The sequence below is a fragment of the Emticicia sp. BO119 genome (assembly GCF_013912375.1).
GTDB lineage: Bacteria > Bacteroidota > Bacteroidia > Cytophagales > Spirosomataceae > Emticicia.
The window spans coordinates 270911-292717 of record NZ_JACETV010000006.1; the positions used below are offsets into that span (position 1 = coordinate 270911).

The window sequence follows — 21807 nt, forward strand, 5'->3', positions numbered from 1 at the left end:
ATTAAATATAAAACCCATGCAAAAAAATCGTATCACCATTTCCGGTCTCTTTGCTTTTGCGCTATTGTTTTCGTTGGTAGCTTGTAAAGATACTTCGGTAGATGTAGAAGAAGAAAACGAAACCATTACTACTGTTAAATTAAATTTTACTTCTGGAGGAACCACGCAGACATTTGTATTCAATGACCCTGATGGTGATGGAGGGAATGCCCCAACTAAATTCGATAATATCAGTCTTAAACCCAATACAAGTTATACACTTACGGTTGAGTTATTAGACGAATCAAAAAACCCTTCGGAAAGTATTACAGAAGAAGTAAAAGAGGAAAGTGATGAGCATTTATTTGTTTTTACACCTTCGCCGGCAAGCCTGTTCACTTATACCTACGGCGACAAAGACGCGCGTAATTTCCCGATTGGCTTGACCGGAACTTTACAAACCGGAGCCACAGGAACAGGTAAATTAAAAGTACAATTGCGGCATCAACCACCTGTGAACGGGAAAGAAGTGAAAGATGGTACTCCAATACCCGGAAGCGATGACGTAAACTTAGATTTTAATGTCAATATTCAATAATATTTAAGTTTTACTCTTAAAGTTTAGTTTAGGTCAATAAATCCACGAGCCTTTGGTTTGTGGATTTTTAGTTGGATGAAGTACGCAGATTTACCTCTGTAGGAATCTTTATTGTCTTTACTGCAGTAATACTTTGCTTATTCTCAATAGTATTCAACAACATTTCTGCGGCTGTTCTGCCTATTTCAAAAGCAGGCTGTACAACGGTGCTTAAAGGTGGGTCTAACAAATGGGCTACCTGTAAATTAGTAAAACCTATAAAAGCCACTTGCTCAGGGATATTGATGCCTTTGGCCTTTACGGCTGCAAAACTATCTAAGGCAAGGCGGTCGCTGGCAGTAAAAATGGCATCAGGCTTTTGCTTATCTAATAATTCAAAAATCACTTGCCGGGCTTCTTCCGGTGCAAATCCGCAATAGTGCACTAAATCCTCATCAAAGGGTATTCCATGTTTTTCGAGCGCTGCTTTGTAGCCCTCCAATCTTTCTTTGGTTGTATAAAGCAGCGAGGGACTAGTAATATGGGCAATTTTCTTTCTACCAGATAGTATCAGATGTTCAGTTGCCTGAAACGCTCCCTGAAAATTATCAGCAATTACTTCATTAGCTTCAATCTTATTAGAAATCCGGTCGAAAATCACCAATGGTACTCCTTTGTTCTGTATTTCCTGCAAATGGCTCACATCAGTAGTTTCACCTGATAGAGAAATCAGCACACCATCTACTTTACGCCCTACTAAATGCTGGATATTGCTACGCTCCCGCTCACAGGACTCATGGCTCTGAAAAATCACTACATGGTAACCTCTATTGTAAGCTACTGCCTCAATCCCATTAATGGCCTGTGAAAAAAAATTATTAGCTATTTCTGGCACAATTACACCTATTGCTTTACTCCTGTTCTCCTTTAGACTTAAAGCAATCGGATTCGGATGGTAATTCGTTTTCTCGGCATATTCAAGAACAAGTTTTTTTGTTTCGGGATTAATCTCATAGCTGTTTCTTAAGGCTCTCGAAACCGTAGAAGTAGAGAGATTAAGTGCTTTGGCAATATCTTTTATTGTTATAGCTTCCAAGATAAGTACAAGTAAAATACAATTTTATTTTGCTCCGTGCAAAATACACAAGTAGCTATAGGTATAGCCCACAATCAAAGATATTAAAATTATCTTTATCAATAATATCCTTAAGCTCTTTTGGTAACGTTCCCGACAACGATTGCATAAATAAAGTCAATTATTTATTTGTTTCTTCCTATGTTCAATTTGCATCTTCGTAGGTATATTTGACTGATTATATAAGTTGAATCAAAAGCTTTATCTTAGAATAATTCTATCATACTCCTAAAATGTTTAATCTTTCAGGCAAAATTGCACTTGTAACAGGCTGCAATAAAGGCATAGGTAGGGCTATTGCCATTGGGCTTGCAGAAGCTGGAGCAGATATTATCGGTGTATCTGCCAGTATCGAATTAGAAAATAGCTCCGTTGAGATAGCCGTCAAGGGATTAGGAAGAAATTTCAAGGCTTATCAGGCTGATTTCGGAAACCGTGAGAGTCTTTATGCCTTTATTAAACAGGTAAAGACAGACTTCCCTGCTATTGATATTCTTATTAACAATGCCGGTATTATCATGCGAAAACCCGCCGCCGAACACCCTGATGAGTACTGGGATAAAGTAATGACAATTAACCTGGATTCTCAATTTATTTTAGCCCGGGAAATCGGTGCAAGAATGATAGAGAAAAAATCGGGAAAAATTATTTTTACTGCCTCATTATTGACATTTCAGGGAGGCATTAACGTACCTGGATACGCCGCCAGTAAGGGAGCCATTGGAAGTTTAGTAAAAGCTTTAGCCAATGAATGGGCATCAAAAGGCGTTAATGTCAATGCCATTGCACCCGGTTATATTGCCACAGATAATACGGAAGCATTAAGAAATGACCCTGACAGAAGTACCTCCATATTAGCCCGTATTCCAGCCGGACGATGGGGTGAGCCTGAAGACTTCAAAGGTCCTGCAATATTCTTAGCCTCTTCAGCTGCGGATTATGTACATGGCACAGTCTTAACCGTAGATGGCGGTTGGATGGGAAGGTAATTTTTTAAGTGATTGTGAAATTGGTTCTGAATTATGATTTAACTGATTAAATAATTTCGCTGATTATAAGAACACCTTCATAATCAGTTGTATATAGTCAAACACCTTTCATGATAATCAGGTCAATCAGCTAAATCAAAATTCAAGACATAATCACTAAATCACTCACTCAATCATTAAATTATTAAAGATATGCAAGCAAGATATGAAAGTAGCCCTAAGGAAACTGCGGGTATGAATACGACCGAGTTGAGAAGCAATTTTCTTGTAGAGACGCTTTTCACACCAGACCAGGTCCATATTGTTTACTCTCACTATGACCGTATGATTTTAGGAGGTATTATGCCTAAAAATGAGTCAATAGCGTTGGGTAATTATGATGAGCTGAAGTCTGATTACTTTTTGGAAAGAAGAGAAATCGGAATTATCAATGTGGCAGGCAATGGCAAAATTACAGTTGGTGACGAAACCTTCAACATTAATAAGTTAGACTGTTTGTATATTGGCAGAGGTGCCCAGAAAGTAGTTTTTGAAAGCGTTGACACTCATAACCCTGCAAAATATTTTATCCTTTCAGCTCCTGCACATGCCGTCTATCCTACCCGATTAATGACCAAAGAAGAAGCTTCTCCTGCAAGTATGGGAGCAGTAGAAACAGCCAACCAAAGGATAATTTATAAATATATTCATTTAGATGGTATCAGAAGTTGTCAATTGGTAATGGGCTTGACAGTATTGCAAACGGGTAGTGTCTGGAACACCATGCCATCACATACCCACGACCGCCGTATGGAAGCCTATTGTTATTTTGATGTGCCTGAAAATCATGGTGTGCTACACCTGATGGGGCAGCCGCAAGAAACCCGTCATCTCTGGATAGCCAATCATCAGGCAATTATTTCTCCACCTTGGTCGGTGCATTCAGGTTGCGGTACTTCTAACTATTCATTTATCTGGGGTATGGCAGGCGAAAACCAATCTTTTTCAGATATGGACTTCATACCTATTTCAGAGTTACGCTGACGCAATACCTGTTTATTCATACAATTATTTAATTTTCAATTTTTTATAAAATGAGACTTACCTCTAATTTGATTATTTTATTGCTTTTTGTTACGTCAATCGTTCTTGGCCAGAAGAAGATTGATGTAACAAAAGAATTTGCCTTCGCTGCCAAACAGTATGAAGGCATGCTGAAAAGCCACCCTGATATTACCAGGACACCTCAGTCAACAAATCCTGATGGTTCACCAAGAGATATGCCTACCAGTTGGTGGTGCAGTGGTTTTTTTGGCGGTTCGTTATGGTACATTTTTGAACAAACCAAAGACCAGAAATGGAAAGAGGCCGCCGACAAATGGACAATGGCTGTTGAAAAAGAGCAGTATAACACAGGTACGCATGATTTAGGCTTTATGCTGTATTGCCCTTTCGGAAATGGTTATCGGTTGACCAAAAATCCGAAGTACAAAGAAATTATGCTTACCGGAGCTAAATCTTTAGCTACCCGATTTGACCCTAAAGTGGGCTTGATCAAATCCTGGAATAACTGGAAGGGCTACAAATATCCTGTGATTGTCGATAACATGATGAATCTTGAATTTTTATTCTGGGCAGCGCGTGAATCTGGCAATAAAGAATTTTATAATATCAGCGTAACTCATGCCGATAATACATTAAAGAACCATTTCCGTTCAGATGGGAGTAGTTACCATGTAATAGCTTATGGCGAAAACGGTGAGGTGATGAAGAAAGGGACACATCAGGGATATGCCGATGAGTCTGCTTGGGCAAGAGGTCAGGCATGGGCATTGTATGGCTATACAGATATGTATAGAGAAACCAAAGACAAAAAGTACTTGGCTCAAGCAGAGAAAATAGCTGACTATTATCTGAGTCATCCTAATTTACCGAAAGATAAAATTCCATATTGGGATTTTAATGCCCCTAATATCCCGAATGAAGAGCGCGATGCTTCTGCGGGTGCAATTACTGCTTCAGCCCTGCTGGAATTAAGCACTTATGTAAGCAAAGCCAAAAGCAAACTCTATTTTGCCGCTGCCGAAACCATGTTAGAAAGTCTGGCAAGCCCAACCTATAAAGCCAACTTAGGTGAAAATAATCATTTTATTTTGAAACACTCTGTCGGTGCCAAACCTCTTAAATCAGAAATTGATGTGCCACTCGTTTATGCTGACTATTATTTCTTAGAAGGTTTATTGCGCTATCAGAAATTGAAGAAATAAGCTATAGTGTTCCAAAACCCAACACTAACAAAAATGCCCCTTTTCAGGGGCATTTTTGTTAGTGTTGTACCTGAAGAGGTAAAAAATTTTCTCTCTATTTATACATCTCGACAGAACAATAATATAATCACTCTCTTATCTTCTATTAATTTGGTTTAGCATTACTGTGTCTGCAATTTTTTCATCCTTAGCTAATAAAAGCATATTCCTTATAATCTTTCTCAAAAGGTAAAATAATAATAAAACAAGAAATAGCTACCGTTAAATCAAAAAGGGTACCGATAGATAAATTCAACTATACTTATCTTTTTTCTCTTTCCAAATTTGATTTAGAATTTAAAAATCATGTGGGTAAAATTACATTTTATAAAATGAAAAAGATAAGCAAGAAAATGTTTAATTCTATTTATAAAGAATTAATCAGAATAAGGGGTGTTAATTATGTGGCTATCGGGTATAAAGAAATTAATGGTATACCAGATACCCAACAAATAGCCATAAGGGTGCATGTAACAAAAAAAAGGGCAGAATCAGAAATTTTTCCTGATGAAATTATTCCCAAATCAGTAAATGGAATACCTACGGATGTAATAGAAAGTTTATGGGTAAATGAGGCTAACCATTTACAACAGAGATTTTCCGACCTGCGCGGAGGTATTCAGATTATTAATCCGATAGTAAAATTAGCAGGTACACTTGGAGGTATTTTCACTGATTTGATAACAGGGAATTTGATTGGATTGACAGCAGCCCATAATTTAAAAAGCGGACAAATAGGAAATACTGGAGATGAAGTTTATCAGCCATCCTTAGATCCGTTAAATGTCAATGATTTTATTGGAACAATACATTCAATTAATACGCCATTAGATGCAGGTACAATACTACTAAATACCAAAAGAAATTTATTTCAAAAAGAAATAGTAAATGGTAATACACCAATAACTATTCAGGGGGTTATACCACCAAGTCTTGGTATGCAGGTTTTTAAAGTAGGCTGTGCAACTGGTTTTACTGAAGGTACAATCGATGATATATCTCCAACTACCTCAGAAACATTTACAATTAAAAGTATTAATAATACTATCCTAAGCGATTTTGGAGACTCTGGGGCTATCTGGATTGACAGGGATAGCGAATGTGCTGTAGGATTGCATATTCAGGGAAATCCTATTACACATAAGAATGCACTAGCATCAAGCATACATAGAATATTTTCAGTTTTAAAATTAGACACTAATCTTCTTCACTTACAATGAAAAATCTTTTCTTTATTACTCTCTATCTCCTCTGCAATTCAATTATTGCAAATGGACAAAGTTTTAACGACCTCACTGGCGTTCTTACAATTGACCTTTCACAAAGTCAACAAAAACTTAAAATTAAAGTACCGCATAAAAGAGATATAAAAATTAAGATAATAAATTTTTTACCTTTTACTAAATATTCAATCATAGCTGAAAGAACATCAACCAGAGTACCTCCAATAGATTTAGACAAATTTTTAAGTAAACAATCTGCTACAAAAGATGTGTGTGAGATTGCCCAAGAAGCGATTATTTTCAAAAAGGTATATACTTCCACCACAGAATTAGATTTGGGAGCAAACTTACGTGAATTAGAAAAAAAGATATTTGATTGTGGTGGAAGAGATATTATAACAAATGCAACAATAAAAGAAGAACTTATACGTATTCCTGGATTAACACAAAGAGAGTTTTCTTTAGAAGAATTAGACTCTGGTGGAAATAAATTTTTAATAGTTGGGGAGAAGATTACTTTGAAAATTGTTAGAGAGGCTACACCAGCTCTTAATATTGAGAGAAAAGAATTTGATGCTTTTGAAATAGCCACAGATACTAAAGGTAATTGGGAATTAAATTACGGCTTTGCATTTAAATTAAATGGGCTTTCAAGTAATAAAGAATATTATTCAAAAGCTGATACAGGTAGTACTTATCTTATTGCTGAAAAAACAAAGATGAAAGGGCTATCAGGCTTAAATGTCTATCCAACAGTATTTATAACTTACTATCCTAAACATAAAGAACTCTCATCTGTTTTTCTTGGTTTTACATCAGGGTTAGGCTCCAATCTTGAAGAAATTTCTGCTTTTATAGCACCAAGTCTTGTTATAGAACAGAATGTATTAATTAGCTTAGGGCTTAGTATTACTAAATCATCCGTTTTAAGAGGAGAATACAGCGCTAATCAGAGAGTAAAGGAAAATCTTAATTTTGACCAGCTTCATGTTGGTAGATATATGCCAAACGTATTTTTTAGTCTATCATATAGATTTAACAAAAATCCGTTTAAAAAAGCTAAAGATTCAGAAGAATAAATCAAGTGTATAAGATTTAAACAAAGAAACCACTTTTCCTATCTTATTTTTAGTCGAATTTTAATTAATGAAAGTTTCCTAAAAGCCTGAACAAACACATATTTGTTCAGGCTTTTTAACTGATTCATCAACTATTATAGGAATTGACTTCCAGTTTAAACAGGTATGTATTCTTGCTTATTTCAAATAATTGCAAGTACAGAGTTCAACAAAAAATACTGAAAAATATTTTGTTATTCTCAATCAAGCAATTAACTTTGTTTTTCAAAGTACTTTTAAATACCAAAAATGTTTATATTCAGACCTAAGTACGGATTATTAGCTATTGTTTTTTTCATTATAGAAGTACTCATTGCCTTATATGTGCACGATTCTTTTATTAGGCCAATTGTAGGCGATTATCTGGTGGTATTTCTGGTGTACTGTGCTGTTTTCACTTTCTATAATACTGATTTTGTGAAGGCCGCTATAGCAGTACTCTTGTTCTGTTATCTGATTGAAACATTACAATATTTTCATTTTGTACATTATATGGGTTGGGAAAAATACAGGATCGTTGCAGTTGCTTTGGGCACGGGCTTTTCATGGGTTGATATGATAGCTTATACTTTAGGTTTTCTGACCATACTCTTAGTAGAATATTGGAGAATAAAATCTCCTCAGAAACAAAGCATATAAACTTTGAGAGAATATGAATGACTTCGTTGACAAAAACTCAATAGTAAGAAAGATATGGAGCAATTCGGATGTAATTTTATTCATCTTTGCAGGCTCCGCGGCAGAATTTGCTTTAAACAAAGCAGTAGACTGGCTATATTTTACCGGAAAAATCCCTTCTGACCCATTAGGAAGGCTTTTCTCAACTGTCCGCTATGCAAAGATGATTGTTTTTGCTGATAGTGAGAATGCGCTCAGAGCAATTGATAAAATCAATAGTATTCATCAAGGAGTTGAACAAAGCCGCGGGGCCCGTATTCCTGACTGGGCATATAGAGATGTATTGTATATGTTAATTGATTATGCGATTATCTCTTATGAACTGCTTGAAAGAAAATTGACTCCGGAAGAAAAAGAAGAGGTTTTCAATGTTTTCCAAAGAGTTGGCCTGAGAATGGGTCTGAGCGAACTACCAGAAGACTATTCAAGCTGGGAATATTCGCGTAAAGCACATCTGCAAGAAGACTTAATTAATGGCCATTATACGGCAGACCTGTATCTGCAATACAAAAAACACTTAGGCTCGGCCCGTTACCTGATTTTATTGGAGTGTCAGAAATTAATTGTTCCGGCAAGGGTGTCTGAATTATTAAAATTCGGCAATTCATTCAAGGGTAAAATATTGCTGAACCTTTATTTATTCAGTCGAAAACTCAAATTAGATAATCTTGTTAAAAACATTCTTCTTCCGGCTGAATATAGTGAGCAGATAAATGATTTGAATCATAGCTATTCTCCCAAGCCCATACATAAAGAATTGAAAACCACAGAAATGCAATTCTTACACTTATAGAAAGCTTATTTAAGTACAGTATGATAAATAAAAACAGACAACTTTCAGGAGTTGTCTGTTTTATGAATAAATAAATGATATGACAAATTCTTACGACTTTGTCATATCAACTGCAAAAGGTTGATTATAATATCGCTTACCGGTAGTCTTATACAACGCATTGGCTACTGCTCCAAAAACGGGCGGGAATGGCGGTTCGCCTAAACCTGTTGGGTCAATATCGTTTTCAACAAAGTGTACTTCAATTTTCTTAGGTGCTTCATTGTGGCGAATGATTCGGTAATTGTGGAAATTGGTCTGCTCGGGAGCACCATCTTTATGGGTCAAAGCTCCATACAATGAGTTGCCAATGCCGTCAACCACAGCCCCCTGCACCATATTAATTGCCGCATCAGGATTCACTACTACACCGCAATCAACTGCACTGAAAACCTGCTCCACATAGGGTTGTCCGTCTCTCATCACCATATCCACCACATGACCAGCATACGAAGCATGACAGAAATAGGCAGCAACGCCTCTTTTTCTGCCACTATTTTCGGGTTTACCCCAGCCTGATTTCTCACGCAATAGTTCAAGAACACCAATATACCTTTTGGCATCATAATCATTATTTTTACCTACCGGATTGTCTTTGGCACGATTCAGTAATTCAAGACGCAACGCAATAGGATCTTTTCCCATTGCTTCAGCTACTTCATCTAAAAACGATTGTTCGGCTGCCGCGTTGAAATTAGAACGAGGCGCACGGAAAGCACCGATGGTAATATTTGATGGAATCTCCCAGCCTTCTGCTAAATAATTATCAATAGCTCCAGCCGGAAAACGATTAGCATGAACCGGATTTTCAGGAATTCCTCCCCCTATGACATGAAACCCAATGAGTTTTTTATTGGCATCTAATGCCGCACGATAGGTAGCAGTGTACATTGGTCGATAAATACCATAAGTCATATCGTCTTCACGAGTGTACATCAGCTTAATGGGTGCCTTAGCTTTTTTAGATATAAGCGCTGCTTCGTAGAGATATTGTCCGTAAGCTCTACGCCCAAAGCCACCACCCATGCGTGTCATCTGAATTTCAATTTTGTCAGCTGGCAGGTTTAATAGTTTTGAAAGTGTAGGTTCTGTCCAGCCGGGTGCTTGTAATGGCCCTGCCAGCAAGGCTTCTTCATCGGTTACATGGGCAAAGAAATTTATTGGCTCCAGGCAGTTATGGGCTAAAAATGGCGCATTATAGGTACGTTCAATAATCTGGGAAGCATTTTTGAAAGCTGTTTCAGGGTCGCCGTCTTTTCTTAAAACTGTAGAAGGTTGTTTGGCACGCTCCTGCATCATTTCTAACTGATTAGAGCTGGACTCAAGCCTTCCCGGAATAATCACCTCTCGTTTTCCACCTCTTCCAGTTAAAGTGTCTTTTACATCTCCAGCCTGCTCCCACTCTACTTTTAGTTTTTTGCGGGCGTTCATTACCTCCCAGGTTGTGTTTCCTACAATCACCAGTAAATCGTTAAATGTACGGGTGTCAAAGCCTCCCTGCTGGAAACCATCCTCATACAATTTTAATGTAAAAACATCTTTTATACCAGGCATTTTGAGGGTTTGAGAAGCATCAAAAGATTTTAGTTTCAGCCCGAAAGCAGGTGGATGTTGAATCATGGCAATCAGCATACCATCCACTCGATAATCTAACCCGAAAAGGGGCTTACCCGTTACGATTTTCTCTCCTTCAACGTTTTTCTTTGAATTTCTTACGACTGCAAAATCTTTCGGGTCTTTTAATTTCATGCCTTTTGGTACAGCAATAGTGGCCGCCTTGCTTGCCATTTCACCATATTTTGCCGATTTGCCACTTGAATGAGATAATATCCCTGCCTTAGTTGTAACTTCAGCTAATGGTACACCCCATGTATCTGCGGCTGCCTGGCAAAGCATTTGCCGGGCAGCTGCGCCGGCTTCTCTAAGGGGTTTCCAGTACATTCTTACCGAATTACTACCCCCTGTAAACTGCGAGCCAAACTTTACATTATCGTGAGTACTCATTTCAACCACCACATTTTTCCAATCTATATCTAATTCCTCAGCCACTATCATTGGCAGTGAAGTCATTACATTCTGCCCGAACTCCGGATTTGGACAAAAGATTTTAATCATATTATCTGACGTTATCTGAATATATCCTGTCACTTGATTCCATTGTTCAGGCAGATTCAGTTCAGCCATTTTATCGGCAGGTCTGAAACCAGAAAGCCATGTAAAACTAAGCATCAAACCGCCACTCGTCAATGCAGACGATTTAAGAAAAGAGCGTCTGCTATATGTCTTTGGATTTTCCATATTCATTTCTTTTGAGGTTGAGTTTTTGAAGCTTTGGCAGCTGTTTTAATAGCCTCCTTGATACGAAGGTATGTACCACAACGACAGATATTGCCACTCATATACCCATCAATATCTTCATCTGAAGGGTGCGGGTTGTCTTTCAGTAATGAAGTAGCGCTCATAATCTGCCCTGCCTGACAATAACCACATTGAGCCACATCATGCTCAATCCAGGCCTTTTGTACCGGATGAGTAGCATTAGCCGATAAACCCTCAATAGTAGTAATTGCCTGCTTACCAACTGCCGATACAGGCAACTGGCATGAACGAACGGCTGAACCATTCAGATGAACAGTACAAGCGCCACACATAGCTACACCGCAACCATACTTTGTGCCTTGCAGATTAAGATGGTCGCGTAAAACCCACAACATAGGCGTTGAAGGGTCAACGTCTATCAGATGGTTTTTTCCATTAACTTTCAGATTATATTTTGCCATAAATATATGTTGTAGAATATCAATAGTTTAACAGGAGAAAAGATGTAAATAAAATAGAATATTTTGAGAAAAACTTACACAATTCAAACAATATGCTACTAAAATCAAACAAATCAGGGAGTAGTCAATCTGGTAAATGAAAGTGAGCCCATTTTCCATTCTCCACCTTGCTTAATATAAACTTCTGTTACCATAAATGGATTGGTTACCTCGTTGCCACCGACTACTGCCAAAAGCGTAATTCTATTCAATAAAATAGCGGTGTTGTCAATAATTTTAACAGATACCTCATGAATATCAGCCTTTTTGTAATGAATACCTCCGCTATTGATAATATCTATTTCCCGATCTTTTCCCCACGAACCTCCCATGTGTACAAAAACTGACTTTCCATCAAATAGTTTTTTCAAAGCCTCTACATTTTTATCAGCCATCCATTGCCATTTGTTTTTGGAGAGAGTGATAATTTCCTGCTCTTCATTTTTACTACTATTCCCAACAGGAGGCATAACACTATTGTATTCTTCGTCTGTTACTCGCTTTGCCCATACAGTTTTTCCCTTTTGGGTAGGTGTTGCGCCTATATAAGAAAATGTACTGCCCGGTGAAGCCCCATGCCAATGCTCTACACCCGGAAGACATTTGATTACGTCTCCTTTACGAACTATTTGTATAGGTTTGTCTTTTTCCTGATAATAGCCTGTGCCTTTAGTAATCAATAAGATTTGTCCGGCCGGATGCGAATGCCAGTCCAGTTTAGCACTTGGGGCAAAAGTGGCAAAAGCCAGACTATAATTAAAGTTATTATCTGCTTCGCTTAATTCTTTAAGCCATATAGTTCCTGTGTGATTATCGGTAGTTGATATTTCACCTTCAGGAAAAATAGAAGCCTCCTGTGCTACTGAATGGTTTATAATAGACCCTGATAATACAATTGCTAAAGACAGTATTTTTTTCATTGATTTCGATTGAAAATATTAAAAATTTCTTTTGCATCTTTATACGCTACAAACTTCTTAGTATTCAATGTCTTAAATGTTATATATATTACTGTATTATCTACCATTATTACTGATTGAGCCGTTTATATTGTTATAGTTTAGTATTGAAGTGTATAAATTTGCTTTAGGAAATATGGAAAATATGAAACAGGTATTTAACTTTAATACAATAAATGAATACAATGCTTTTAATAATCATGAAGCGTTGCACCCATTAGTGAGCGTGTTAGATTTTTCAAAAGCTAATCAAAGAACAGGTTCCCGAATGAATTTTGGGATTTATTGTATCATTTTAAAGGATGTAGATTGCGGTGATTTAAAGTATGGGCGAAACTATTATGATTATCAGGAAGGCACTTTAGTTTTTATTTCGCCTGGTCAGGTTGTTGATGTAGAAAATAAAGCATATTATCAGCCGACAGGACATGGCCTGGCATTTCACCCTGATTTGTTACATGGAATGCCTCTTGCTAAAAGTATTCATGAATATAGCTTTTTCAGTTACCAGACCAATGAATCGTTGCATCTCTCAAAACGTGAAAGGCAGTTGGTTTTAGATTGTTTTTTAAAAATAGAATTTGAATTACAACAGTCTATTGACAAGCACAGTAAGAAGTTGATTGCCTCTAATATTGAATTGTTTTTAAATTATTGCGATCGTTTCTATGATCGCCAATTTTTTACAAGAGACAAGACCAATAAAGGTATTTTAGAAAAATTTGAAGAATTGTTGAATAGTTATTTTACTTCTGAAAAACCTCAGACTATTGGCTTACCATCTGTGGCATATTGTGCCGATGAATTGCATTTATCAGCCAATTATTTTGGAGATTTAATTAAGAAAGAGACAGGAAAATCTCCGCAGGAGTATATACAAAACAAAATACTGGATATAGCTAAAAACAAGATATTTGACAATGACAAAACTGTGAATGAAATTTCTTATGAATTAGGCTTCAAATATCCACAACATTTCTCACGTTTTTTTAAGCAACATGTTGGTATGGCTCCAAAAGAATACAGAATATCAAATGAGTTAATCCTATAATAATTGTTATTGCAGAACCGTCCAAGCATCCGTTTAACAACGCTAAGACTTTACTCCAGCATCTTCTCCCTTACTTTAAACTCTTCAATATCAATTAACGAATGATATTTCCTGACAAGCTCTTCGTCAAACTCTGCTTTCAGATTAATTTTATTGAGTAGATCCCGTTGATGCTCCAATAATTGAAGGTACACATACTGATAGTTTTTATAGGGATGTTCCTGCGTTTCATCTGTTTCCTCTAAGGTCTGGTTAAACAGTCTCAGCTCTATTCTCAGTTTTTCAAGCAGGTCGTTCAATTGTTTGTTCTGAGCCCCGTCTTCTTCATATTTTTTTTCTAAATGCTGAATAGAATATTGTAAAATTTTCTTTTGAATAAGTATTTCCTGCTCATGTTCTGACATGGTTGCAAACTTATCTACCATATGTACCTTATTGATAAGCCAAGGGAGAGTAAGCCCTTGTAAAACCAAAGTGATCAGAATGACAATGAAAGTGACAAATAAAATTAGGTTACGGTAAGGAAACGGCTGACCTTCGTTGGTCAGTAATGGAATTGAGAGTGCAGCAGCCAGAGACACTACCCCACGCATACCCGCCCAACCAAAAATGAATGGCAATCTCCACCCCGGATTAGCATCGACTACCGTAATATAACGACTCACCAAGTGTGAAAAACCCGAAGCGCCTAAAGCACATAAAAGCCGAACCACAATTAATACAAAAGAGATAGCCAGACCATACCCAATGGCTTCACTTAATTTGGTTTCTCCCAATTGCTCAACAATAAAGGGGAGTTGCAATCCAATGAGAAGAAAAACCAATCCATTCATAACAAAAACCACGCTACCCCATACATTTATGCCTTGAATCCGGCTTGCATAGGAAAGCATTCTCTGCCGCCTGCTTGATAGGAAAAGCCCTCCGCTTACAACTGCCAATACACCCGAAAAATGAAAATATTCTGCAAAATAGTACATGCAGTAAGGTGTAATAAGCGTCAGAACAATTTCAATACTCGGAGTTGTAGGCAGCCATCGATGGATACCATAAAAAACTAATCCAACTAAAAGCCCGATGATTACCCCCATGAATACCACTAAAAAAAAGCTTGTGGCTGCTTCCTGAAAGTGAAACTGACCTGTGAGGATAGCCAATAAAGCAAAGCGAAAGATAATTAATGAAGAGGCATCATTCAACAAACTTTCACCTTCACCAAGGCTTAATAAAGATTTCGGCACTTTTAGCCGCCGCATGATAGTAGAAGAAGAAATGGCATCAGGGGGAGAAACTATACCACCTAAAAGGAAACCATGGGCCAGGGTAAAACCTGGAATAAGTATTACTGAAAATACAGCAATAACTCCGGCGTTAATAATCACTACTAAAAAGGCAAAACTCATAATTACCCGTCTCCATCGCCAGAATTCTTTCCAGGATACCTGCCACGCAGATTCATACAATAAAGGAGGCAGGAAAATAAAGAAAATTAAATCAGGATGAACAGTAACATTAGAAAATACAGATAAAAAACTGATTGCCAGGCCCCCTAATACAAGAACAATAGGATATGCCAGCCGAAGTTTATTAGCTACCATTACTAATGCCAGAATAATCAGGAGCAGGTAAACATACTCAATAAACTGGTCATGCATAACTTCATATATAAGGAGTTCAGAATAAAGCTTATATCAGCAAATTTATTCCTTTTTCCTAATTTGCCATATTATGGATAAAAAAATAATAAGCGGGTTAAATCGGGCTTACATAATTAACAGGGCTTAGAAAAATTACCCTATATACCCGTAGACTTCTCCATAGCTTCGGTGTAGCGCGTACCAATTACCTTTATATGGGCTGAAGCACTTTCAATTTCCTGCAATTCATCTGCTGTTAATTGAATAAATGCTGCTTTATTATTTTCAGTCAGTCGATGTATTTTTGTTGTACCCGGTATCGGGACAATCCAAGGTTTTTGTGCCAATACCCATGCCAAAGCAATTTGGGCAGGTGTCGCATTTCTTTTTTCAGCAAATTGTTGTAGTAAATCCAGTAATGCTTTGTTCGCCATACGCGCTTCTTCAGTATATCTTGGCAACACATTCCTGATATCTCCTTCAGCAAACTTGGTAGTTTCATCAATTTTGCCTGCTAAAAATCCTTTTCCTAATGGACTGAATGCCACAAGACCAATCCCCAACTCTTCAATAGTTGGAATAATTTCTAACTCATGCTGACGAGTCCAGAGTGAGTATTCACTCTGCAAGGCTGTAACAGGCTGCACCGCATGAGCTTTACGAATAGTACTTGCTCCTGCTTCTGATAAACCAAAATGCTTTACTTTCCCTTCCTTTATCAAATCCAGAACAGTTCCTGCCACCTCTTCAATAGGTACATTTGTGTCAACCCGATGCTGATAAAAAAGGTCAATTACTTCTATTCTCAACCTTTTTAAGGATTCTTCTGCTACTTTTCTGATATTATCAGGATGGCTATTTAAACCAGACATTTTCCCATTCTGAATATTGAATCCAAACTTGGTAGCAATTACTACCTCGCCCTTAAATGGCTCCAAGGCTTCCCCTACCAGTTCTTCATTTACAAAAGGGCCATAAACTTCGGCTGTATCAAAAAAAGTAACACCTTGCTCCACGGCTGTCCGAATTACTCTGATCATTTCACTTTTTTCACCTGCAGGGCCATAACCAAAACTCATTCCCATACATCCAAGTCCTATGGTAGATACTTCAAGTTTACTATTTCCTAATTTGCGCTTTTGCATAGCTATTAATAATTATGTAAAAATTGAATAAACTTTATTGAATTGACTAATTCGGGCTATTTTACGAATATCAAACATTCCTGAATTTCACAGGGCTTTGCAGAACATGCTTCTTGAAGAAATTATTGAAATGTGTTACTTCAGTAAATCCTAAAGCAAAGGCTATCTCAGATACATTCCATTTACTTTGTTTCAACAATATTTTTGATTCCTGTAAAATACGCTCTGTAATAAGTTGAGTAGTAGTTTTTTGTGTAATTTCTTTGACTGCCCTATTCAGATGATTCACATGAACATTGAGTTGATCCGCGAAATCTGATGCTGTTCGTAGTTGAATATTCGGGTGGGCATCATCAATCGGGAATTGGCGCTCGAGCAATTCTAAAAATATGGTGGCAATTCGTTGCGAGGCATTAATCTCCTGCTTATCAAATACAGAAGAGGGTTGCATTTTCATGGCAAAGTGCAACAACTCAAATACCATATTCCGAAGCGCATCATATTTATGAATATAATCAGAATTGATTTCATCAAACATTCTCTCATAAATATTGCTTACTTTTTCTGTTTGCTCATTAGGCAGTTCAAATATATGAGTACCATTCGGCTGAAAAACCTCATATTGATTGAGATTACCAAATTGATGAAAAAAATGCTGATTGAAAATACAATACGCCCCACTTCTGACATTATCCAGATGCTCCCATTTATATGGAATCTGCGGATTAGAAAACGATAAAGCCTGTTTTTTTACTTCAATCACTCTATCTGCATAGTGCACCTGGCTATTCCCTATCATCAGCATAATTTTATAATAATCCCGCCGTTTATAGGGTATTGTCTGAGGCTTCCCCTCAACCAATGGTTCTAACCTGAAAACATTGAAATGGCCTATTTCATTACGAATATTCTCAGGAAGCCATTCAAACTTTCTCTGATACATTTCTTCAATTGTCTCCGCTTTTTCCATAGATTTAAATTTATAGTACAAAATTACCTTATCAAGCAGGTAATTTTCAAACGAAATTCAAACCAAAACTTACAAAAATCAAACAATTAATCAGTTCCACTGATTGACAACTAAGTCTCAAATAAGGTTCTACTATTTCTATTCAATCAGGTACCATTGTCTTATATTAAAATTTTAATGCCCCACCCGATAATTTTAAATAATTACCAGACATACTTGGCATCAGGTTTGTGCTCATATCTTTGTTCAATAAGAGGAGTTATTCATAGTGGTAAGATTCAGGCCATGGACTGATTTATGGAGAACTGTGCAAATAACATTGAACAGTATTATGAAAATAAGTTTTACTTGACAAAAAGTTATTTTAATACAACCAGAATCTATTTTTTAACAATGTTATAAAAACAGATTTGCCATATATTTTGGCAAAATAATTGCTATATAATTTGCTACGATTGAAAGGTAATTTTTTATATAACTGTAATCATTGCAATTAATATTTCTGTTCATTCTATATCAATAATAAAAGTGCAAATCTTTAACAATACCCCTTTCGTATATCGTTAAATGATGCTTAAATACAGAATATTACGCATGTTTTTCTAAATTTCTCACTAATTGTAACAACGATGAACAAAAAATTAAAACTTCTGATAATTGATGATGAGGCAAGCATCAGAAAAGTTTTAGAACACTTTCTTAATAAAGAATTTGAAGTAACAGCCAAAAATGATGGAATGGAAGGTATGAGCTGGCTTGAAGCTGGTAATGATACCGATTTTATCATTGCTGACCTGAATATGCCAAATCTGAACGGGAAAGAATTTACTAAAGTCATAAGAGCAAGTAATCTGTATGCAGACCTGCCAATCATTATTCTTTCCGGAACTGACGAAAGCAAAGAAAGAATTGAGTGTCTGAACATAGGTGCAGATGATTTTATGCTCAAACCCTTCAATCCAATGGAAGTACATGCTAAAATCAAAGCGATTTTACGACGTGTAAAACCAAAATCTATAGTTGATTCATATTAACCTCATCTTAGTATATGAATAATACTGTACCCAATACTACGACAGTTACTGAAGAAGAGAAACTTCCGATTAAGATCATATTAGTAGAAAGAGATGACAAAGCAGCGGTAGATTTTCTGAAAAAATTCGGAGAAAAAATTCATGTAAAAGTGATGAACAATGCTGAAAATTGTCTTGAATATCTCAAAAACACTTATCCTCCTGATGCAGTTGTTATTGGCAGAACCAGTGGTGGTCTGAAATTTTTAGAAACCATTCGTAGTCAGGCCTGGACAAGAGCACTTCCGGTAATTATCACAAGCGACCATATTACACATGGCTTGCTGAAAGAGATTCATGAAAAGGGCGGAGACGATATATATCCGAGCGATTTCAGTAGCGGAGATTTAATAACGCGTCTTGATTACTTTATCAAACGGCGTCATTACAAAGCGATGCAGCAAACCAAAGCAAGTATCTTAGATGTAAAAATTCCGCTTTGGAAGAGGTTTATAGATGTATCAACCACAGGATTAGCTCTGTTATTGCTATCTCCACTTTTAATTATCGTTGCAATTTTAATCAAACTTGACTCCAAAGGTCCGGTTATCTATCTATCGAAGCGCGTAGGTGCCGGTTACAAGATTTTTAGTATCTATAAATTCCGTACTATGCGAACCGATGCCGATAAGCTGATTAAAAACATGGGTTCGCTGAATATGTACACTAAAGCAAACGAACCTAAACAGGCAATGGGGCTCTGTGAAACCTGCGTAGGGATCGGCACTTGTCAACAACAACTGTACCTTGATGGTGAAATGGTTTGTGAAAAAATGTACTTATCAGAAAAGAAAGAGAAAGTAGCTTTTATGAAGTTCCAGAACGACCCTCGTATCACCAGATTAGGCAAATTCTTGCGTAATAGCAGTATTGATGAGTTACCACAATTGTTTAATATTTTCTTAGGAGATATGTCTTTGGTAGGTAACCGCCCTTTACCATTATATGAAGCAGAAAAACTGACAACCGACGAATACATTGAGCGCTTTGCCGGGCCTGGGGGCTTAACCGGACTTTGGCAGGTAACCAAAAGAGGTAAAGGCAAAAAAGATATGACCGAAGAAGAGAGAATTCAGTTAGATATTGAATATGCGAGAAACTTCTCGTTCAAATATGACATGAAAATTTTCTTTATGACTTTCCCTGCTTTATTACAATCTGAGAACGTATAAGTCTGTTTATTCTCACTGAATTTTATGCCAAGCAAAACACCTAAAGTTTCAATTATCACAGTCAATTTTAATGGTACTGCTGTAACTGCCGAATTATTACGTTCGCTGGAGAAAATCACGTACCCTTCAATTGAGGTAATTGTAGTTGATAATAGTAATAAAGAACCGGGGCATCAGTTGCCAATTGATTTTCCGTGGATTAAATATATTGAGACCGGAGCCAATTTAGGTTTTGCAGGTGGTAATAACGTTGGCATGAAAGCGGCCACAGGCGATTACTTCTTTCTATTGAATAATGATACAGAAGTTGATCCTGGATTTTTAGAGCCGTTGGTTGAACGGATGGAAAGTGATAAAAAGATTGGTATTGTTTGTCCGAAACTATTGTATTTCGACGAACCGGACACCATCCAGTTTGCAGGCTTTTTACCTATTAATCCCGTTACCGGACGAGGATTTTCGATAGGTCATTTTGAAAAAGACCAAGGACAACACAATGTAGCCCAACCAACCTCAAGAGCACATGGCGCAGCCATGATGTATTCAAGAGAGGCTTTTGATAAAGTAGGTATGATGGCAGAGCTTTTCTTTTTGTATTATGAAGAAATGGACTATTGCGAAAGATTCAAACGGGCTGGTTTTACGATCTGGTATGAACCAAAAAGCAGAGTCTGGCATAAGGAATCGATGAGTACCGGGAAAGGATCAACATTAAAAACCTATTATTATAGCCGTAACAGATTACTCTATTTGCGCCGCAATACATTTGGCTTTCAGAAACTCCTGATGTTTATATACTATTATCTGATAGCTGTACCCAAAAATATGTTGGGGTATTTACTCAAACGTGACTGGCCGCATCTCAAAGCATTCTGGCAGGGTTTTGTCTGGAATTTCAGCAATAGCACAAAAGACATTCATGATAAATTGAATGTCAGCTTATCATAAAAAGGCAATTATCGAAATACTATTAGTAATTTTTACGCCTTTTTTTCTCTATCAAAACAAATTTTACTTTGTAATCAAATGCGTATAGGAATAGAAGCTCAACGAATTTTCAGACCCAAAAAGCATGGCATGGACATTGTCATTCTTGAGATATTACGTCAGTTGCAACAAATAGAGACACCTCATGAATACTATGCTTATGCACAGCCATACGAAGATACCAATACATTGCACTCTACGAAAAACGTCAAAGTAAAATTCAGCGGTCCGACCTCCTATCCTGTATGGGAGCAATACCTTTTACCACGCGAAACCAAAAAAGATAAAGTGGACTTATTGCATTGCACCAGCAATACCGCTCCTCTCAATATCAATATTCCATTAGTGGTTACAATTCATGATATTATTTACCTGGAAAAGCGGGTAAGTAAAAATAATGTTTTATATCAGAGATTGGGTAATGTTTACCGGAAATGGAATGTGCCTAAAATTGCTAAAAAGGCTTCTATGATTGTTACGGTAAGCAATTATGAGAGAACGAGGATTATTGAAGGCTTAAATCTGCCGGAGGAAAGAGTAAGAACTGTTTACAATGCCTGCAGTAATCATTTCAGTAATGAATATAGTGCAGAAGAATTAGAGGCATTCCGAAAACGAATGAATCTGCCGGAGCGATTTGTGCTGATGCTGGGTAATACAGACCCGAAAAAGAATTTACCGAATATTATCAGGACTTTAGGCCTGCTGCACGAAAGAAAGCAATTAGATTTCACTTTGGTTATGCCTGATTTTAATCGGGAACACCTACACTCTTTGATAAAATCACAAAATAATGAGCACCTGATGAATCATATCATGCTTACAGGCTATATTCATAATCAGGAATTACCTAAACTCTATAAACTGGCGCAATTGTTTCTTTACCCATCTTTGAGAGAAAGTTTTGGGATTCCTATATTAGAGGCTATGCAATGTGGTACTCCATTAATCACAAGCAATACATCTGCTATGCCTGAAATAGCCGGAGATGGTGCCATATTAATTGATCCTACACAAATAGAGGATATTGCTGATAAGATAGTTAAAGTGCTAACCGATACTGAACTGAGAACAAAAGCAATCGCGTACGGGCTGGAAAGAGTTAAACTATTCTCATGGAAACGCACTACCGAACAAATGGTAGGAATTTATAACGAAGTACTGAATGTTTAGTGCTA

The 21807-nt window shown here is 37.0% G+C and carries 20 protein-coding genes; 13 read left to right on the forward strand and 7 right to left on the reverse strand.

The genetic code is table 11. The features are described 5' to 3' along the window. The first annotated feature begins 16 nt into the window (after nucleotides 1–16). Nucleotides 17–577 carry a hypothetical protein gene (locus H1R81_RS19730; RefSeq protein ID WP_181842460.1) on the forward strand — a complete coding sequence of 187 codons (561 nt, stop codon included), beginning with the start codon at nucleotides 17–19 and terminating at the stop codon, nucleotides 575–577. Between the two features lie 67 nt (nucleotides 578–644). On the opposite strand, the gene H1R81_RS19735 is transcribed toward H1R81_RS19730, so the two are convergent. Continuing rightward, complete coding sequence (locus H1R81_RS19735; protein ID WP_181842461.1) at nucleotides 645–1652, reverse strand: LacI family DNA-binding transcriptional regulator; 1008 nt, start codon at nucleotides 1650–1652, stop codon at nucleotides 645–647. A gap of 272 nt (nucleotides 1653–1924) precedes the next feature. Between H1R81_RS19735 and H1R81_RS19740 the strand changes: the two genes are divergently transcribed. From H1R81_RS19740 to H1R81_RS19770, 7 genes are all read left to right on the forward strand, one after another. Further along, the gene (locus tag H1R81_RS19740) at nucleotides 1925–2680 is read left to right on the forward strand and encodes an SDR family oxidoreductase (RefSeq protein WP_181842462.1); all 756 of its coding nucleotides are present in this window, start codon (nucleotides 1925–1927) and stop codon (nucleotides 2678–2680) included. A gap of 192 nt (nucleotides 2681–2872) precedes the next feature. Continuing rightward, nucleotides 2873–3703, forward strand: coding sequence for a 5-dehydro-4-deoxy-D-glucuronate isomerase (kduI, locus tag H1R81_RS19745; RefSeq protein ID WP_181842463.1), 831 nt, complete (start codon nucleotides 2873–2875; stop codon nucleotides 3701–3703). A 50-nt stretch (nucleotides 3704–3753) separates the two neighbouring features. After that, the gene (locus H1R81_RS19750; RefSeq protein WP_181842464.1) at nucleotides 3754–4926 is read left to right on the forward strand and encodes a glycoside hydrolase family 88 protein; all 1173 of its coding nucleotides are present in this window, start codon (nucleotides 3754–3756) and stop codon (nucleotides 4924–4926) included. A 347-nt stretch (nucleotides 4927–5273) separates the two neighbouring features. After that, nucleotides 5274–6185 carry a S1 family peptidase gene (locus tag H1R81_RS19755; RefSeq protein WP_220275266.1) on the forward strand — a complete coding sequence of 304 codons (912 nt, stop codon included), beginning with the start codon at nucleotides 5274–5276 and terminating at the stop codon, nucleotides 6183–6185. Beyond that, nucleotides 6182–7267, forward strand: coding sequence for a hypothetical protein (locus tag H1R81_RS19760; RefSeq protein WP_181842466.1), 1086 nt, complete (start codon nucleotides 6182–6184; stop codon nucleotides 7265–7267). The genes H1R81_RS19755 and H1R81_RS19760 overlap by 4 nt, the downstream gene beginning before the upstream one ends. Before the next feature lie 288 nt (nucleotides 7268–7555). After that, complete coding sequence (locus H1R81_RS19765) at nucleotides 7556–7945, forward strand: DUF2809 domain-containing protein (protein WP_181842467.1); 390 nt, start codon at nucleotides 7556–7558, stop codon at nucleotides 7943–7945. Between the two features lie 13 nt (nucleotides 7946–7958). Beyond that, a complete protein-coding gene (locus H1R81_RS19770; protein WP_181842468.1) occupies nucleotides 7959–8777 on the forward strand; it encodes an oxygenase MpaB family protein in 819 nt (272 codons plus the stop codon). A 90-nt stretch (nucleotides 8778–8867) separates the two neighbouring features. On the opposite strand, the gene H1R81_RS19775 is transcribed toward H1R81_RS19770, so the two are convergent. The 3 genes from H1R81_RS19775 to H1R81_RS19785 all read right to left on the reverse strand — a co-directional run bounded on the left by H1R81_RS19775 (nucleotide 8868) and on the right by H1R81_RS19785 (nucleotide 12555). Next, complete coding sequence (locus tag H1R81_RS19775; RefSeq protein ID WP_181842469.1) at nucleotides 8868–11114, reverse strand: xanthine dehydrogenase family protein molybdopterin-binding subunit; 2247 nt, start codon at nucleotides 11112–11114, stop codon at nucleotides 8868–8870. A 2-nt stretch (nucleotides 11115–11116) separates the two neighbouring features. Then, nucleotides 11117–11596, reverse strand: a complete 480-nt coding sequence (locus tag H1R81_RS19780; protein ID WP_181842470.1) for a (2Fe-2S)-binding protein — start codon at nucleotides 11594–11596, stop codon at nucleotides 11117–11119. Nucleotides 11597–11709: 113 nt separating this feature from the next. Beyond that, nucleotides 11710–12555, reverse strand: a complete 846-nt coding sequence (locus H1R81_RS19785) for a DUF4440 domain-containing protein (protein WP_181842471.1) — start codon at nucleotides 12553–12555, stop codon at nucleotides 11710–11712. A 184-nt stretch (nucleotides 12556–12739) separates the two neighbouring features. On the opposite strand from H1R81_RS19785, the gene H1R81_RS19790 reads away from it, so the two are divergent. Then, a complete protein-coding gene (locus H1R81_RS19790; protein WP_181842598.1) occupies nucleotides 12740–13645 on the forward strand; it encodes an AraC family transcriptional regulator in 906 nt (301 codons plus the stop codon). A 50-nt stretch (nucleotides 13646–13695) separates the two neighbouring features. Here H1R81_RS19790 and H1R81_RS19795 read toward each other — a convergent pair whose 3' ends face one another. The 3 genes from H1R81_RS19795 to H1R81_RS19805 all read right to left on the reverse strand — a co-directional run bounded on the left by H1R81_RS19795 (nucleotide 13696) and on the right by H1R81_RS19805 (nucleotide 17397). Continuing rightward, entirely contained in the window at nucleotides 13696–15300 is a 1605-nt protein-coding gene (locus tag H1R81_RS19795) for a Na+/H+ antiporter (RefSeq protein ID WP_181842472.1), read from the reverse strand. A gap of 140 nt (nucleotides 15301–15440) precedes the next feature. After that, complete coding sequence (locus H1R81_RS19800) at nucleotides 15441–16427, reverse strand: aldo/keto reductase (RefSeq protein WP_181842473.1); 987 nt, start codon at nucleotides 16425–16427, stop codon at nucleotides 15441–15443. A gap of 70 nt (nucleotides 16428–16497) precedes the next feature. Continuing rightward, a complete protein-coding gene (locus H1R81_RS19805) occupies nucleotides 16498–17397 on the reverse strand; it encodes an AraC family transcriptional regulator (protein ID WP_181842474.1) in 900 nt (299 codons plus the stop codon). Between the two features lie 629 nt (nucleotides 17398–18026). Here H1R81_RS19805 and H1R81_RS19810 point away from each other — a divergent pair. The 4 genes from H1R81_RS19810 to H1R81_RS19825 all read left to right on the forward strand — a co-directional run bounded on the left by H1R81_RS19810 (nucleotide 18027) and on the right by H1R81_RS19825 (nucleotide 21802). Beyond that, on the forward strand, nucleotides 18027–18431 hold the full coding sequence (locus H1R81_RS19810) for a response regulator transcription factor (protein WP_130019809.1): 405 nt from the start codon (nucleotides 18027–18029) through the stop codon (nucleotides 18429–18431). Nucleotides 18432–18445: 14 nt separating this feature from the next. Beyond that, complete coding sequence (locus tag H1R81_RS27680; RefSeq protein ID WP_305040910.1) at nucleotides 18446–19642, forward strand: sugar transferase; 1197 nt, start codon at nucleotides 18446–18448, stop codon at nucleotides 19640–19642. Nucleotides 19643–19666: 24 nt separating this feature from the next. Next, entirely contained in the window at nucleotides 19667–20590 is a 924-nt protein-coding gene (locus H1R81_RS19820; RefSeq protein ID WP_181842475.1) for a glycosyltransferase family 2 protein, read from the forward strand. A gap of 78 nt (nucleotides 20591–20668) precedes the next feature. Then, nucleotides 20669–21802: a glycosyltransferase family 1 protein gene (locus tag H1R81_RS19825; RefSeq protein ID WP_181842476.1), complete on the forward strand. Its 1134-nt coding sequence runs from the start codon at nucleotides 20669–20671 to the stop codon at nucleotides 21800–21802. The last annotated feature ends 5 nt before the right edge of the window (nucleotides 21803–21807 follow it).

Excerpts from the sequence above, each read along its gene's own strand:
- H1R81_RS19730 (WP_181842460.1), top strand. The coding sequence starts at position 17 with ATGCAAAAAAATCGTATCACCATTTCCGGTCTCTTTGCTTTTGCGCTA.
- H1R81_RS19740 (WP_181842462.1), top strand. The coding sequence starts at position 1,925 with ATGTTTAATCTTTCAGGCAAAATTGCACTTGTAACAGGCTGCAATAAA.
- kduI (WP_181842463.1), top strand. The coding sequence starts at position 2,873 with ATGCAAGCAAGATATGAAAGTAGCCCTAAGGAAACTGCGGGTATGAAT.
- H1R81_RS19750 (WP_181842464.1), top strand. The coding sequence starts at position 3,754 with ATGAGACTTACCTCTAATTTGATTATTTTATTGCTTTTTGTTACGTCA.
- H1R81_RS19760 (WP_181842466.1), top strand. The coding sequence starts at position 6,182 with ATGAAAAATCTTTTCTTTATTACTCTCTATCTCCTCTGCAATTCAATT.
- H1R81_RS19765 (WP_181842467.1), top strand. The coding sequence starts at position 7,556 with ATGTTTATATTCAGACCTAAGTACGGATTATTAGCTATTGTTTTTTTC.
- H1R81_RS19770 (WP_181842468.1), top strand. The coding sequence starts at position 7,959 with ATGAATGACTTCGTTGACAAAAACTCAATAGTAAGAAAGATATGGAGC.
- H1R81_RS19775 (WP_181842469.1), bottom strand. The coding sequence starts at position 11,114 with ATGGAAAATCCAAAGACATATAGCAGACGCTCTTTTCTTAAATCGTCT.
- H1R81_RS19780 (WP_181842470.1), bottom strand. The coding sequence starts at position 11,596 with ATGGCAAAATATAATCTGAAAGTTAATGGAAAAAACCATCTGATAGAC.
- H1R81_RS19785 (WP_181842471.1), bottom strand. The coding sequence starts at position 12,555 with ATGAAAAAAATACTGTCTTTAGCAATTGTATTATCAGGGTCTATTATA.
- H1R81_RS19790 (WP_181842598.1), top strand. The coding sequence starts at position 12,740 with ATGAAACAGGTATTTAACTTTAATACAATAAATGAATACAATGCTTTT.
- H1R81_RS19795 (WP_181842472.1), bottom strand. The coding sequence starts at position 15,300 with ATGCATGACCAGTTTATTGAGTATGTTTACCTGCTCCTGATTATTCTG.
- H1R81_RS19800 (WP_181842473.1), bottom strand. The coding sequence starts at position 16,427 with ATGCAAAAGCGCAAATTAGGAAATAGTAAACTTGAAGTATCTACCATA.
- H1R81_RS19805 (WP_181842474.1), bottom strand. The coding sequence starts at position 17,397 with ATGGAAAAAGCGGAGACAATTGAAGAAATGTATCAGAGAAAGTTTGAA.
- H1R81_RS19810 (WP_130019809.1), top strand. The coding sequence starts at position 18,027 with ATGAACAAAAAATTAAAACTTCTGATAATTGATGATGAGGCAAGCATC.
- H1R81_RS27680 (WP_305040910.1), top strand. The coding sequence starts at position 18,446 with ATGAATAATACTGTACCCAATACTACGACAGTTACTGAAGAAGAGAAA.
- H1R81_RS19820 (WP_181842475.1), top strand. The coding sequence starts at position 19,667 with ATGCCAAGCAAAACACCTAAAGTTTCAATTATCACAGTCAATTTTAAT.
- H1R81_RS19825 (WP_181842476.1), top strand. The coding sequence starts at position 20,669 with ATGCGTATAGGAATAGAAGCTCAACGAATTTTCAGACCCAAAAAGCAT.